This window comes from Devosia sp. (assembly GCF_036563435.1).
Lineage (GTDB): Bacteria > Pseudomonadota > Alphaproteobacteria > Rhizobiales > Devosiaceae > Devosia.
In genome coordinates this window covers 428,170-441,552 of record NZ_DATCMJ010000018.1, presented here as the reverse complement: position 1 = coordinate 441,552, position 13,383 = coordinate 428,170, and the positions used below count along the sequence as shown (strand labels likewise).

General features: G+C 62.9%; 13 protein-coding genes. 3 read left to right on the top strand and 10 right to left on the bottom strand.

Going from position 1 to position 13,383, the window contains the following annotated elements; all coding sequences use genetic code 11:
- Nucleotides 1–43: 43 nt before the first annotated feature.
- The 9 genes from VIL88_RS14615 to VIL88_RS14575 form a co-directional block, all read right to left on the bottom strand.
- Nucleotides 44–3,379, bottom strand: a complete 3,336-nt coding sequence (locus VIL88_RS14615; RefSeq protein WP_331990099.1) for an efflux RND transporter permease subunit — start codon at nucleotides 3,377–3,379, stop codon at nucleotides 44–46.
- A gap of 11 nt (nucleotides 3,380–3,390) precedes the next feature.
- On the bottom strand, nucleotides 3,391–4,659 hold the full coding sequence (locus VIL88_RS14610) for an efflux RND transporter periplasmic adaptor subunit (RefSeq protein ID WP_331990097.1): 1,269 nt from the start codon (nucleotides 4,657–4,659) through the stop codon (nucleotides 3,391–3,393).
- 13 nt (nucleotides 4,660–4,672) lie between these two features.
- Nucleotides 4,673–5,221, bottom strand: a complete 549-nt coding sequence (locus tag VIL88_RS14605; protein ID WP_331990095.1) for a PadR family transcriptional regulator — start codon at nucleotides 5,219–5,221, stop codon at nucleotides 4,673–4,675.
- A 123-nt stretch (nucleotides 5,222–5,344) separates the two neighbouring features.
- Nucleotides 5,345–6,163, bottom strand: coding sequence for a 3'(2'),5'-bisphosphate nucleotidase CysQ (gene cysQ, locus VIL88_RS14600; RefSeq protein WP_331990093.1), 819 nt, complete (start codon nucleotides 6,161–6,163; stop codon nucleotides 5,345–5,347).
- Between the two features lie 54 nt (nucleotides 6,164–6,217).
- Entirely contained in the window at nucleotides 6,218–7,483 is a 1,266-nt protein-coding gene (locus tag VIL88_RS14595) for an AGE family epimerase/isomerase (protein WP_331990091.1), read from the bottom strand.
- 80 nt (nucleotides 7,484–7,563) lie between these two features.
- Complete coding sequence (locus tag VIL88_RS14590; RefSeq protein ID WP_331990089.1) at nucleotides 7,564–8,514, bottom strand: class 1 fructose-bisphosphatase; 951 nt, start codon at nucleotides 8,512–8,514, stop codon at nucleotides 7,564–7,566.
- A gap of 96 nt (nucleotides 8,515–8,610) precedes the next feature.
- Nucleotides 8,611–8,907 (bottom strand): DUF6894 family protein, encoded by a 297-nt coding sequence (locus VIL88_RS14585; protein WP_331990087.1) that lies wholly within the window; start codon nucleotides 8,905–8,907, stop codon nucleotides 8,611–8,613.
- Between the two features lie 67 nt (nucleotides 8,908–8,974).
- Nucleotides 8,975–9,526: a flavin reductase family protein gene (locus VIL88_RS14580; RefSeq protein ID WP_331990085.1), complete on the bottom strand. Its 552-nt coding sequence runs from the start codon at nucleotides 9,524–9,526 to the stop codon at nucleotides 8,975–8,977.
- Nucleotides 9,527–9,651: 125 nt separating this feature from the next.
- Entirely contained in the window at nucleotides 9,652–10,254 is a 603-nt protein-coding gene (locus VIL88_RS14575) for a superoxide dismutase (protein ID WP_331990083.1), read from the bottom strand.
- Between the two features lie 188 nt (nucleotides 10,255–10,442).
- On the opposite strand from VIL88_RS14575, the gene VIL88_RS14570 reads away from it, so the two are divergent.
- The 3 genes from VIL88_RS14570 to VIL88_RS14560 all read left to right on the top strand — a co-directional run bounded on the left by VIL88_RS14570 (nucleotide 10,443) and on the right by VIL88_RS14560 (nucleotide 12,745).
- Nucleotides 10,443–11,045 (top strand): metalloregulator ArsR/SmtB family transcription factor, encoded by a 603-nt coding sequence (locus VIL88_RS14570; protein WP_331990710.1) that lies wholly within the window; start codon nucleotides 10,443–10,445, stop codon nucleotides 11,043–11,045.
- On the top strand, nucleotides 11,042–11,539 hold the full coding sequence (locus VIL88_RS14565; RefSeq protein WP_331990081.1) for a group III truncated hemoglobin: 498 nt from the start codon (nucleotides 11,042–11,044) through the stop codon (nucleotides 11,537–11,539). Before VIL88_RS14570 ends, VIL88_RS14565 begins: the two co-directional genes overlap by 4 nt.
- Nucleotides 11,540–11,707: 168 nt before the next feature.
- A complete protein-coding gene (locus VIL88_RS14560) occupies nucleotides 11,708–12,745 on the top strand; it encodes a sulfate/molybdate ABC transporter ATP-binding protein (RefSeq protein WP_331990080.1) in 1,038 nt (345 codons plus the stop codon).
- A gap of 87 nt (nucleotides 12,746–12,832) precedes the next feature.
- Here VIL88_RS14560 and VIL88_RS14555 read toward each other — a convergent pair whose 3' ends face one another.
- Entirely contained in the window at nucleotides 12,833–13,300 is a 468-nt protein-coding gene (locus VIL88_RS14555) for an Lrp/AsnC family transcriptional regulator (RefSeq protein ID WP_331990078.1), read from the bottom strand.
- Nucleotides 13,301–13,383 lie beyond the last annotated feature (83 nt).

Below are 13,383 nucleotides of genomic sequence, written 5' to 3'. Positions count from 1 at the left end.
AGCCCCCAACAAAAAGGCCCGCATCGCTGCGGGCCTTCTCATTTTACTCTGCCGCTTCCGGCCGCTCCGGCTTCTGGTTTGCCGGCCCGTCTTTATGCTCGAGTCCTGCATCCGGGCTCACGATGTAGCGCCGTGTCCCGTCCGCATCGGCGGGGATTTCCACCGCCATGCCGTCGAACCCGGCGGGAACAGCCATGGCCGGCTTGCGGCCGCGGCCCGTGACCCAGCGGCCAAAGCGCGCCACTGCATTGCCCGTGCCCTTGGCCTGGCCCCAGATCACGCTTGGCGCCGTAATCATCACCGGCACCATGATCAGCGTCAGCGCCGTCGAGAAGAACAGGCCGGACACCAACGCTGCCGACAGGTGGATGAACCACGAACCGGCAAGCCCGCCCACAACGATCTCGCGGCGAATGAAGTCGAACTCCACATTGGCCCACATCGGGATCACGCCGAGCGCGGTGAGGAAGGCCGTGAGCAGCACCGGCCGCACACGCTGCCCTACAGTCAACAGCATGGCCTTGACCGGCTCGACATGCTGGTGGCGGTGGTAGTCGTTGTAGGTGTCGATCAGCACGATGCCGTTCTTCACCACGATGCCCGCCAGGGCCACGATGCCAAGGCCCGTCATGATGGCCGAGAAGGTCATGCCCGTCGCCAGCATGCCCAGCAGCACACCGGCCACCGACATGGCAACGGTCGAGAGCGTGACCAGCACCTGATAGAAGCTGTTATACTCGAGCAGCAGCACGAAGAAGATGATAGCCATCGCCATGCCCATCGCCATGACGATGAAGGCATTGGCATCGCCCATCTGCTCTTCGGCACCACCGAACGCCACGTTGACCGTCTCAGGGAAGTTCTGGTCAGCGATCCAGCCCTGCAGTTCTTCCACCTTGTTGGAGGCGTTGACGCCTTCTGGCAGGTTGGTGAGGCCCGCGGCCACGTTCATCACATAGACCTGGTTGCGCCGCTCGATATTGGCGACCTTGGGCACGGCTTTGCGATCGATGAAGTTCGACACCGGGATTAGCCCCTGCGCCGTCGCAATGCGCATGCTTTCCAATGCATCAAACGTGCGCTCCTCTTCCGGCAGGCGCACGCGAATGTCGAGCTCGTCGCCCGTTTCCGCATCGCGATAGGTGCCCAGCTTCACCCCGGAGGTGATCAACTGCACATAGGGCGAGAGCTCGCGCACGCCGATGCCGTAGCGGCCCGCTTCCACACGGTCGATGGTAATCTGCCAGTCGATGCCACGCGATGGACGGCCGTCTTCGAGGTCGACGGTCTCCGGCCAGCTGGCCAGTTCGGTGCTGATGGCGTTCACCACCGGCAGCAGATCATCATAGTTGGTGCTTTCCACCCGCAGGTTGATGTCCTTGCCCGCCGGCGGGCCGTTCTCGAGCGGCAGAACCTGCACGTCGAGGCCGCCGATGGAGCTCACCCGTTCGCGGATGTGACCGAAGATCTCCTCGGCCGGAACGCGTTCGTTCCAGCTCGTCAGCTGCAGCTGGAAGTTGCCGATGGTGTTGGGCGGCATGGTGCCGGCAGCACCCGTATCGCCGAACTGCATGATCACGTCCTGAATTCCCTGGACCTGCAGGATCTCGTCCTGCACCTCCACCAGCATGTCGCGCACTTCCTCGGGGCTGTAGTTGCCCTGCCCGACGACGGCAACCGTCGCATATTCAGGTTCGGAAGCCGGGAAGGCCTCGGCTCCGGTTGGGTTGGCGCCGTAATAGATGAAGATGCCGATGACGATGGCAAATCCCGCGGCGAGCGTCGGAATGGGCCAGTGCATCAGCTTTTCCATCAGCCGCACATAGACGCCCGTGATGCCCGACACCTTCTTGGAGTCGAACTTGTCGGGGTACATCACGATGTCGGCCTTGGCCTTCTCCTTCTCGTCCACATGGGTCGAGGCGATGATCGAGCCGATAACCGGCATGAAAATCAGCGCCGAGATGAAGGAAGCCACCATCACGATGATCACGATGGTCGGCAGGTAACTCATGAACTTGCCGATGATGCCCGGCCAGAACAGCAGCGGAATGAACGCACCCAGCGTCGTCGCCGTGGCGCCCACAACAGGCACAAACATCTTGCGCATGGCCATAATGAAGGCTTCCTTCTTTGGAACACCTTCCATGAGCTTGCGTTCGGCATATTCGACGACCACCACCGGGTCGTCCACCAGCACGCCCACCGCAATAACGAGACCGAACATCACCATCATGTTGATGGTCATGCCCAGCATTTCGGCCACCAGGAACGCCATCATGAACGACAGCGGGATGGAAAGGCCGATCATCAGGGCAGGGCGCACACCAAGCGTGGCCACGCAAGTGATCAGCACCAGTGCCACAGCCGTCAGCACCGCAGCTTCAAGCGAGCGGAAGAGGTTGGTCGTGGTTTCCGCCTGGTCGAGGAAGAAGCTATAGCCCACCCCGCCCGACCAGGTATCGGCCACCGCCTTGGTGGTCGCGCGCACCTGTGCCGAGGCATCGATGATGTTGGTGCCGGTCTTTTTGGCGACGCTGAGGATCAGGGCAGGGGAACCGTTGACCTGCGTATATTCGGTGGCATCGGCCAGGGTACGGGTTATAGTCGCCACGTCGCCAAAGGTAACGACGGTGTTGCCATCAGTCTTGAGCGGCAGCTGATAGACGTCCTGCGCCGTGGTGATCAGGCCCGGCACTTCTATGTTGAACGCGCCCTGGCCCGAATTGTAGGTGCCCCCGGGCACGACCATGTTGTTGCGGGCGAGAGCATCAAGAAGCTGACCGGCCGTGAGGCCATAGGCTTCAAGCCGCGTCTGGTCGATACGGACTTCCAGCTGTTCCTTGCGTGCACCCGACAGGGTGACCTCGCGTACATCGGGGAGAGCTTCAAGCGCATCTTCGAGCTCTTCAGCCCGCCGGATCATTTCCTTGTCGGGCGCCGAGCCATAGATCGCCACCGACATGATCGGGCCGATGAAGTCGATTTCGGTAACGGTCGGATCGTTGGCCTCGTCAGGCAGCTTAGCGCGCACCGCATCCATGCGGGCGCGCGTGTCAGCGAGTGCCTGGTCCTTGTCAGTGTTGATATCGAACTCAAGGAGAACCGAAGCATGACCAGTGGTCGAAGTCGTGGTGATGTTCTCCAGCCCGGTCAGCGTTGCCAGTTCCTCCTCGGCCGGTTTGGCGAGGAGGTTCTCGGCGTCGGCCGGCGAAACGCCGGTCTGGGTGATCGAGACATAAAGGTAGGGGATCTCGATTGCCGGGAAGCTTTCCTTGGGCATCGAGACATAGGCGGCCGTGCCCGCTGCCAGCACGATCAGCATGACCGTTAGGACGACGCGGGGCATCCGGAGGATGCGTTCGATGAAATCGAGCATGATGCGTTCCCTTAGCTGACTGTGGCTTCAGCGGCTTGCGCGTCGGCGGGGCTCGTCTCGACCGACTCGCCGGCGGTTACGTTTTCCTGGCCTACGGTGATCACCTCCGCAGTTACAGGCAGGCCTGACACCCAAGTGCCGTCCCGCGTGTCGCTGACGATGGTGACCGGGTAGAAGGCGACCTTGCCGTCTTCCACCGTCCGCACACCTAGAATGCCATCGTCATCCAGGGTCAGGACAGATTGTGGCAGCAGGTGTCCCGGCACGGTGCCGACTTCGACAACCGCCTGTGCGGTCACGCCGTCACGGATGGCGAAGTCTTCGTTGGGGATCTCGATCTCGGCGGCAAAGGAGCGCGTTGCGTCGTCGGCGACGGAAGAGATGTAGGTCACTTCCCCTTCGACCGTGTCGCCCGTTACTGTGGTGACGGTAGCCTTGAGGCCAGTCTTGGCCTTGGCGATGTGAGCTTCCGGCACCGCACCGCTGAATACGATCGGGTTGAGCTGGACGATGGTGGCGCAAGGCGAGCCGGCATTGAGTACCGAGCCTACAACAGTAACCGGGTCTTGCACGAGTCCAGCCACCTTGGCTTTGATTTCGGTACGGGCCAATTCCTCGCGGGCATTGTCGATCCCGGCCTGAGCCTGCGTCACCCCGGCACGAGCCTGCGCCAACGCGACTTCAGCTGCATTGGCAGTGTTGGTGGCAGCCAGGCCGCGCTCTCGCAGGTCGGCATTGGTAGAGGAATTGAGTTCAGCCTGTGCGAGAGCGGCCTCGGCCTGGGCCAGCGCAGCTTCGGCCTGCGTCACGGCAGCCATCCTTGTGCCCTGGTCGAGCGTGCAAAGGAGGTCGCCCGCTTCCACGCGCTGTCCTTTGCTGACATGCACGATGTCGACCGTGCCGGCTGTTTCGGCAACGGCCGAGATGGTCGACTTGGCTTGCGTGCGACCGCGCAGCGATACCTGGATCGGCATTGGCTGCGCGGTGAACACTTGCGTACGGACGGACTGAACTGGAGCGTTCGCGCCGGTGACCTCTTCAGAGCGCTGGGCAATGGTGAGTGCCGGATCGACCTCGGGCGCATGGTGCTCCGCCAAGACTCCAGTCTCTGCCAGTGCAGTGTGGATTGGACCGTGTTCTTCACCCTCGATCACAGAGATGATCGGTCGAACCCCGTTGCCAGGGCCCTGGCCACCCTGCACGAGGGTGCCGGTCGCCAGCCAGCCGCCAATCCCGACAAGGATCAGGAAAGCCAGTCCATAGGAAAACAGTGCACGCATAAGTATTCGCCCCTTACTCAGCCGCGTCTTTGTTCGGCTCGGCTCTCGCCATTGTGATCAGTTCGTGCATATGGGCGCGCATGTGCCTTTCGGCAAGCTCCATGATTGCACGTCCGTAATTCAGTACCCAGGTGTCGCCGGCCTTGCTGCCGTGCTCAGCTGCCACATTGTCCAGTTTCTTGCGGTCCTGCACCAGCTTATCGAGCTGCTCGGCAGCGCGTGTTTCCACCAGTTCGCGCGGCAAAATATGCGCATAGCGGGCAAACAGCAGGAACGGACTGCGGAACACGTCTTCGCCAAGTGGTGCCGCCAGCTCATCCGCGAAAGCTGCACGTCCGGCATCGGTAATGCTGTAGACCTTTTTGGCCGGCTTGCCGCTTTGCTGCTGGGTTCGGCTGGTCACCAGCCCTTCCTGCTCCAGCTTATTGAGGGCAGGGTAGATCGAACCGAAGCTGGCTTCGATGAAATAGGCGCACTCGCCCTCGACGCATTTTCTGCGAATCTCATATCCGGTTGCCTCCCCTTCAAAGAGGATGGACAAGCACAGCGTTCTGACATTCATGCGTGGGATCCGAGCCTATATCAGTTCGATATATGCTGGTTCTTTATAAGGCGGCGTGCCGGAAGGCAAGTTGAGTGCGATACGCTTTCCAGCAGAGCAGTTAAGAGCGCCTTGCATGCCTGCCTAGTCGATCAGGCGGCTCATTTCCGCGGCGGCCCGCTGTGCCAGGGTCAGTGTGGAGGCCGCGACGAAGTAGGGGTTGAGGAAGGCGAGGTTGTGCTTGCCATAGCGCATCCGCTCCCCGTCCAGTGTCACCACGGCGCCGCCCGCGGCCTCTAGCACAGCCTGTCCGGCGGCCGTGTCCCATTCAGACGTTGGCGTAAACCGCGGGTAAAGCTGCGCCTCGCCGCGCGCCAGCATGCAGAACTTAAGCGATGAACCCACGGAAACATCGGCTTCCACGTCCAGCAGTTGGCAGAGCTCGGCCAGCGCCGCGTGGCCGTGCGACCGGCTCGCCACGATCATCGGCCTCGCCCGCTCCGCCACGCTAATGCGGACCCGTTCTGCCCCCAGCCCCTCCTGAACCCAGGCGCCGGTATGATCGCCGATAAACGTTTGGCCAGTGGTCGGAGCGAGGACGACGCCTATCACCGGCACGCCATGCTCGACCAGGGCGATGTTGACCGTGAACTCACCGTTGCGCTTGATGAATTCCTTGGTGCCGTCCAGCGGATCGACCACGAAGTAGCGGTCGCCCAGTTCGGGCACCACGCCCGCGGCGACGCTTTCCTCGCCCAGCACGGGAATGCCGGTGATGCTGAGCTTTTCGAGGATCACAGCTTCCGCGGCAGCATCCGCCTCCGTCACCGGAGATCCGTCCGTCTTCCGCACGACGCTGATCGGCCGGCTATAGACATCCATGATGACGCCTGAGGCAGCCTGGGCCGCCTCAAGTGCCAGCGTCGTCAGTGCCCCATCGGTCTCTGCTGCTGCCGCGATCATTGTTGCCTCCACGCGGCGCTGCTCTACGCGCAGACGGGCGTGCTGGCAATCGCGCTAGAAGCCACGCCGCTGCGTATGGTCAGCTTCGATGATCGCCTTGGTCAGGCTACCGGTGGCAGGGTAGAGCGGGATCAGGCAGGCCTGCAGCGCATGGTAGATGTCGGGTTTGCCGACAAACAGCCGGGACGTGGGCGTCAGGTCTTCCTTGAGTTCGCTCAGCCAGCCGCCGCGCGCATGATCAATCACGTGGTTCTCGGCATAATCCCAAAGCTTGCGGTACCAGCCTTGGAAATAGTCGCTCGTGTCGTAGGCGGAAATATACGCGGCTGCGCCGATGGCCTCGGCCAGCGGCCACCACAGCTTCTCGCGCATGATGGGCTTGTTGTCCCAGTCCAGCGTATAGAAGAACCCGCCGTGCACACTGTCCCAGCCCAGCGCGATCGACTGCTGGAACAGCTCCCGTGCCGCTCCTGTCATCCAGCTCGACCGCTTCTCGCCCAGAATCCACAGCTGGTAGAGCAGGCGCGACCATTCCAGCCAGTGCCCCGGCGTGGTGCCGGAGGGGCGGAACATCTCGTTGCCCTCGTAATTTTTATCGAGCACCCAGTTGTGGTCGAAATGCTCAGCTACCCGATGCCCTAGCGGCACGGCGTTCTTGAGGATGATCAACTCGGCAATGCGCTCGGCCTTCTTGAGGTAGTCGCGATTGCCCGTTGCCTCGTATGCGGCCATCAGCGCTTCGGTCATGTGCATGTTGGCGTTCTGCCCGCGATAGGGCAGCAGTTCCGACCAGTCCTCGTTGTACTCGTCCTTGACCGTGCCGGTTTCGTCGTCCCAGAACCGTTCGTTGATGATCGTCGTCACGTCCGCGATCATCTGGTCGGCCAGCGGATGACCCAGGAGCTTGGCGCTGGACGCCGCGAGGAGCACGAAGGCGTGCCCATAGGCCTGTTTGGAGCCGTTGGTGACGCCATTGTCATCCAGTCCCCAGCTATAGCCGCCGTGCTGGGCGTCGCGATGCTTGTCCCAGATATAGCGCATGCCGTGGTCGACGATCTCGTCTGAGCCCGGTCGGCCCAAGAGGCTCCCGATCACCGCACAATGCACCATGCGTGTCGTCACATGGATTTGGCGCGTGCTGTTCTCCGCATCCAGCGGCAAGCCCTCATCGTCGAGCTCGAAAAACCCGCCCTTGGGACTGATCGAGGCGGATTCAAAGAAGTCGTAGAGGTTGTTAGCCTGCCGCATCAGGTACTGCCGGTGAAACGGCCGGTTCTGCCAGGGGCTCGAATTGGTCTTGGCAAGCATCAGATCGGTCATGGGAGGCTCCTCATCCAGGCGGAGCTATAGCGAGCCCATGGCAACGTTGCAATCCAGCGTTGGAGCAGGGGGAAACCACCTCACCCCCTGCGGTACCAGGCCTCCACCCGCGCCACTTCCTCGACCGAGCCAAGGATTACCGGCACGCGCTGGTGAATCGCCGTCGGCACCAGGTCGAGGATATCCTCCCGTCCCGTCGTTGCGGCGCCCCCAGCAGCCGTCACGATCATGGCCATGGGATTGGCTTCATAGAGCAGCCGGAGCCGGCCCCCCTTGCTCACCGTTTCGCTGTCGAGCGGATAAAGAAAGATGCCGCCGCGCTGGAGGATGCGATGAATGTCGGCCACCATCGAGCCCACCCAGCGCATGTTGTAGCGCTTGCCCGCATCGCCCGTTTCGCCCGCAACGTTCTCCGCCACGTAAGCCTTGGTGGCCGCGTCCCAGAAACGTTCCCGTGCCGTGTTGATCGCGTACTCCCCCGACGACGGTGCGACCTCGACCTTGTCCAGCGTCAGCACGAACGTCCCTTGCGCGTCGAGGGTGAACACCGCCACGCCCTGGCCAAAGGTCAGCACCAGGCTGGTCGCCGGCCCATAGGCGGCATAGCCCGCCGCCAGTTGCGCCTTGCCCTGCTGCAGCAGGCCCTTGCCGGCATCGAGCACCGAAAAGATGGTGCCCACGGTCACGTTCACGTCGAGGTTGGACGACCCATCCAGCGGATCCGTGGCAACCAGGTAAAGACCCTGATTCTCCAGATGAACCGGCTCATCCAGTTCTTCCGAAACAAGAATCGCCACCTCGGCATTCCGCCGCAAGTGATTCAAAACTATGTCGTTTGAGATGACGTCGAGCGCCTTTTGCGCCTCGCCCTGCACATTGGTTTGTCCCGCCAGCCCCGTCTGCCCGGCAATCGGCGCCTCCCGCAACACCTGGGCGATCTCGGCACTTGCCGCGGCCATGCTAGCGACAACGGAAGCCAGATTCGGATCAACCGCCTGGGTATCGAGCCAATCGGCAAGCGTCGTGGTCATGTGCGTTCTCTGATCTGCTGCAGGAGCCTCCAGTCACCTCATGACGGCGCCTGAGGCAAGGCAGACTTTGGCATGAGGCGGCAGGGCAACGCCCCCTCAGTGCACCGTCGCCGGGACGTCGAACATCTCGTCCTCGTCATCGCCCTCTTCATCGGCGCCGAACTTCGGACCCGCCCAGAATACGAGGTAAAGCAGCTCCTCGCCATTTGCGTCGGTGATCTCGATCGAGCGGGGCAGGCGGGTGTCGCCGCCAGTGCTGGCCGCATGTTCCACAATGGCCTTGGCCAGCGCGGCAGCGCTATTCTCTGCCGCTTCGAGGTCCGGCAACTCGCTGCCATCCTCGTCCGGGATCAGCTCGTCATCGGTGCGATAGTGGAAAAAGAACCGCGGCATGAGCGCCTCCCTTTGCAACGGAATGCCAGAACCGGGGAGTGGTTGCAACGTTGCCGCAAACGGCAACTCAGTCGAGCGGGGTCAGCCCGTGATATTGGTGCCGCTGCCAGAGGAGCGGCGACCGTCCGGTGGTCGTCTCCGCCTCCACGATGGCGCCGGCAAAAAGGACATGCGATCCGGTTTCGATGGCGCCGATCACTTCGCAGTCCAGCGCCGTGACGGCCCCGAGCAGCATCGGGTGACCCGACGGCCATTCGCCCCAATGCGCGGTGTCAAACCTTTCATGCGGCTCGAGCTTGCCGGCAAAAGCGTCGGCAGTCGCTGCCTGGTCCTCCGCCAGCATGGAAAGGGAAAACCCGCCCGTCTTGGCGATCAGGTCCGCCAGCCGGCTCAGCATGTCGATCGAAACCAGCACCGCGGGGGGATTGGCCGCGAGTGACAGGACAGCCGTCACCGTCCGGCCGATCCGTTCCTCGCCGCGGCGCGCCGTCACCACGCTTACCGTCGACGCCATAGCCGCCATGGCCGAGCGGAATTCGGCATTGCCGATCACCGGCCGGCGCGACGGTCGCAGCCGCATGGCTTCGGGAAGGTCGAATTCAGCCATCAGTGCAGTCAATTCTTTCTCCGGCACCCGCTTTGCCAAGCGGTCTAGCAGGGCGAACATGCGCCCCGGAACGACGAACCCAGCTTGAGCCGGGTTCGCCTTTAGACCTCCCGGATGGAAGGCTGCGGTTCGAGGTCTTAGCCGAGATTGGCTTCGGCGAATTCGTAGTTGGCCAGCTTGTCGAGGAAGTTGGTCACGTAGTCAGGGCGGCGATTGCGGAAGTCGACATAGTAGCTGTGCTCCCACACATCGAGGCCGAGCAGGGGCTTGCCTTCGCCGGTCGCCAGCGGGTTGGAGCCGTTCGGGGTCTTGGTGACCTTGAGCTTGCCGTCATTGCCGAGCACGAGCCAGGCCCAGCCGGAGCCGAACTGCGTGGTGGCGGCGGTCTTGAACTGCTCCTTGAACGCCTCGACCGAGCCAAGATCGCTGACGATCTTGCTTTCGAGCTTGCCTGGCAGCGCGCCGCCATTGGGGGAAAGGGCATTCCAGAAGTGGATGTGGTTCCAGTGCTGGCCGGCATTGTTGAACACCGGCTGCAGGTCAGCCTTGCCATTGGCAAAGGTGATGATCTCTTCGAGCGACTTGCCCTGCAGATCGGGATTCTTTTCTACGAAGCCGTTGAGGGCGGTCACATAGGCCTGGTGGTGCTTGTCGTGGTGCAGTTCCAGGGTTTCCTGGCTCATGCCGCGCTCGGCCAGGGCGGAATGGGAATAGGGCAGGGCGGGAAGTTCGAAAGCCATGTTGTGCTCCTCTTGATGCGACATGCCGACGCTTGCTTTTGCGCATGACGCCGGGTAATTTCCAAGCAATGACTTTGAAAACCTCTGCCGCTAATATGTCAAGCCTCAACTTGGAAAACGGTGCCGCAGCCACCGTGCCCTCCGGTCGTCCGGCTTGGTCTCCGCGCAGCCCCGCCGAACGCGTCCTCATGGCGCTCAAGATGCATGGTGCGCTTTCCGCAGCAGAGCTCGGCAGCAAGCTTTCGACCACCAGCGAAGCGGCGCGCCAGCAGTTGTCCCGGCTTGCTGAAGAAGGTCTTGTCGTTTCCGCCAGTCTCGCCAGCGGCGTCGGTCGGCCCACCCAACGCTGGAGCCTCACCGCAGCCGCCCAGTCGCGCTTCCCCGACACCCATGCCGCGCTGACGGTGCAGTTGCTCGACATTGTCCGCAGCTCGCTGGGCGACGCCGCCCTGGATACCGTGATCTCGGTCCGCGAAGCTGAGACCCGCTCCGCCTACAGGACTGCCGTCGCCGATCACCTGCCGCTGCGTGACAAGGTGGAAGCACTTGCCAATATCCGCTCTGCCGAAGGCTACATGGCCAGTTGGCGCGAAGAGGCCGACGGCACTTTGGTCCTCGTCGAAAACCATTGCCCCATCTGTGCCGCGGCCACGGCCTGCCAGGGCTTCTGCAGAGCCGAGCTGGACGTCTTCCGCGCCATCCTTGGCCCTCAGGCCCAAGTGGAGCGCACCGAGCATATCGTCTCGGGCGGCCTCCGCTGCACCTATGCCATCCGGCCCGTCACGCGATGACGGACAACACTGGCCGCCCGCCGGTGGGCACCCGGCTCCAGCGCATCGGCTGGGAAACGCCGGAAGGGCTGGACGAGGCGCTGATCCGCAAGGTCGTCGACCAATTCTACGCCGATGCGCGGCGCGACCCTGTGATCGGCCCCGTCTTCAACCGCGTCATTCCTGATGAAGCCTGGCCAAACCACCTGCAGACCATCGCCGACTTCTGGAGCTCCATGCTTCTTGGCACTGGCCGTTATGCTGGCCGCCCCATGCCCAAGCACATGGCCATTCCCGAGCTTTCCGACGCGCACTTCACGCGGTGGCTGGCGTTGTTCCGACGCACAGTGGAAAGCCTGTGCTCGCCCGACATCGCGGCGCTCTTTATCGAGCGCTCCGAGCGCATCGGCAATTCCTTCCGCATGAACATCGCCATGCGCCGCGGCGAGGACATCAGCCGCATGGGTCCCCTCGAGCGCGAGACGCCTCTCTGGACGCCGCCACGCGACGCCTGAGCGACGGTCTGACGGGCCAAATCTCAAATCCGCTCGCGCGCTAGCACAATTTTCCATCACACTCGTCGCAAACGCCACGCGCGGGCTTTGAGAAACCCGACCGTCCGACTAGGGTCACGCCGCCATGCCGGGCCTGCCCGCCGTGGGGAATACCAATGGGGTTGAGACATGGAAGTTCGCGTTCAGAATGTGCGCAAGGAATTCGACCGGTTCCCGGCGCTGCATGATGTTTCGCTTGATATCCAGTCTGGCGAACTGATCGCTCTGCTTGGCCCCTCCGGCTCGGGCAAGACCACCTTGCTGCGCCTGATCGCAGGCCTCGAGATGCCAACCGCGGGCAAGATCTTCTTCGGCGATACCGATGCTTCCGAGAAGACCGTGCAGGAACGAAATATCGGCTTCGTCTTCCAGCACTATGCCCTGTTCCGGCACATGACGATCCTTGAGAACATCTCCTTCGGTCTCAAGGTTCGCCCACGCTCCACACGCCCGCCGGCGGGCGAGATTCGGCGCCGCGCCCTGGAACTGCTGGATCTGGTGCAGCTCTCCGGCCTCGAAAAGCGCTATCCCAACCAGCTCTCCGGCGGTCAGCGCCAGCGCGTCGCCCTCGCGCGCGCCCTCGCCATCGAGCCGGCCGTTCTCCTGCTCGACGAGCCCTTCGGCGCGCTCGACGCCCAGGTCCGTCGCGAGCTGCGCAAATGGCTGCGCGAAATCCACGAGCGCACCGGCCACACCACCGTCTTCGTTACGCACGACCAGGAAGAGGCGCTCGAGCTCTCCGATCGCCTCTGCGTCATGAGCCAGGGCCGCATCGAACAGGTCGGCACGCCCGACAGCGTCTATGACCATCCGACCTCGCCCTTCGTCTTCGGCTTCATCGGCGAATCGAGCGAGCTGCCGGTGACGGTCGAGAATGGCGAGCTCTGGGTCGGCGGCCGCGCCATCGGCGTACCGGCAGGCGATACTCCTGCTGGCGAGGGGCGCCTCTTCTTCCGCCCGCACGATGTGGAACTGGTTGACGGCGATGCAGCGCTGGCCGGCGTGGTCAGCACCAGCCGCCGCGTCGGCGGCACGCGCCGTGTCGAGCTTGAAATCGGCGGGGCCGGGCACCTGGTCGAGGTCGATCTACCCTTCGACCATCCCGCCGCCGAAAAAACACGCCTCGCCTTCCGCCCCCGCCGCTGGAAACTCTTTCCAGCTAAGTGACTTCGTGGCCTTGAGGCGGCCTGCCCACCCCCACCACCCGTCACCCTCGGGTCAAGCCCGAGGATGACGCGCAGGGTTGGCCGCCCGCTATTCCTCGTCCCCCTTCACCGCCTCCATCGACACATGCGTCGACGTATGCGCCACATGGGGCAGGGCGCTGATCCGCTCTCCCAGCACCTCGCGATAGGCGGCGATATCCTTGGTTCGCACCTTGAGCAGGTAGTCAAAGCTCGAGGCGATCATATGCGCCTGCTCGACCTCGGGAATAGCCCGCACCGCCTTGTTGAACGCTGCCAGCGCCGCCTTGCGCGTGTCGCTGAGCTTCACCTCGACAAAGGCGACATGGGGCAGTCCGAGCCGCTTGGGATCGATCACTGCGCGATAGCCAAGGATGTAGCCGGCTGCCTCCAGCCGGGTAATCCGGCCCTGGCATGGCGTCTTGCTGAGATTCACCCGGCGGCTGAGTTCTGCAACGCTGATGCGGCCATTCTTGGCCAGTTCATCGAGAATGCGCCGGTCGATCTGGTCCAAAGTCTCGTAGGTGACGGTTTTCATGGTCGGTTGTCCTGCAATATGGCCACTACATAATGTCTCTCCGCAGCAGGCGCCACAAAATCAGGCGAAACGCCTCCCGATCC

What these genes read in the sequence shown, in the direction of transcription:
- VIL88_RS14615 (WP_331990099.1), bottom strand. Translation starts at nt 3,379, where the DNA reads ATGCTCGATTTCATCGAACGCATCCTCCGGATGCCCCGCGTCGTCCTA.
- VIL88_RS14610 (WP_331990097.1), bottom strand. Translation starts at nt 4,659, where the DNA reads ATGCGTGCACTGTTTTCCTATGGACTGGCTTTCCTGATCCTTGTCGGG.
- VIL88_RS14605 (WP_331990095.1), bottom strand. Translation starts at nt 5,221, where the DNA reads ATGAATGTCAGAACGCTGTGCTTGTCCATCCTCTTTGAAGGGGAGGCA.
- cysQ (WP_331990093.1), bottom strand. Translation starts at nt 6,163, where the DNA reads ATGATCGCGGCAGCAGCAGAGACCGATGGGGCACTGACGACGCTGGCA.
- VIL88_RS14595 (WP_331990091.1), bottom strand. Translation starts at nt 7,483, where the DNA reads ATGACCGATCTGATGCTTGCCAAGACCAATTCGAGCCCCTGGCAGAAC.
- VIL88_RS14590 (WP_331990089.1), bottom strand. Translation starts at nt 8,514, where the DNA reads ATGACCACGACGCTTGCCGATTGGCTCGATACCCAGGCGGTTGATCCG.
- VIL88_RS14585 (WP_331990087.1), bottom strand. Translation starts at nt 8,907, where the DNA reads ATGCCGCGGTTCTTTTTCCACTATCGCACCGATGACGAGCTGATCCCG.
- VIL88_RS14575 (WP_331990083.1), bottom strand. Translation starts at nt 10,254, where the DNA reads ATGGCTTTCGAACTTCCCGCCCTGCCCTATTCCCATTCCGCCCTGGCC.
- VIL88_RS14570 (WP_331990710.1), top strand. Translation starts at nt 10,443, where the DNA reads ATGGCGCTCAAGATGCATGGTGCGCTTTCCGCAGCAGAGCTCGGCAGC.
- VIL88_RS14565 (WP_331990081.1), top strand. Translation starts at nt 11,042, where the DNA reads ATGACGGACAACACTGGCCGCCCGCCGGTGGGCACCCGGCTCCAGCGC.
- VIL88_RS14560 (WP_331990080.1), top strand. Translation starts at nt 11,708, where the DNA reads ATGGAAGTTCGCGTTCAGAATGTGCGCAAGGAATTCGACCGGTTCCCG.
- VIL88_RS14555 (WP_331990078.1), bottom strand. Translation starts at nt 13,300, where the DNA reads ATGAAAACCGTCACCTACGAGACTTTGGACCAGATCGACCGGCGCATT.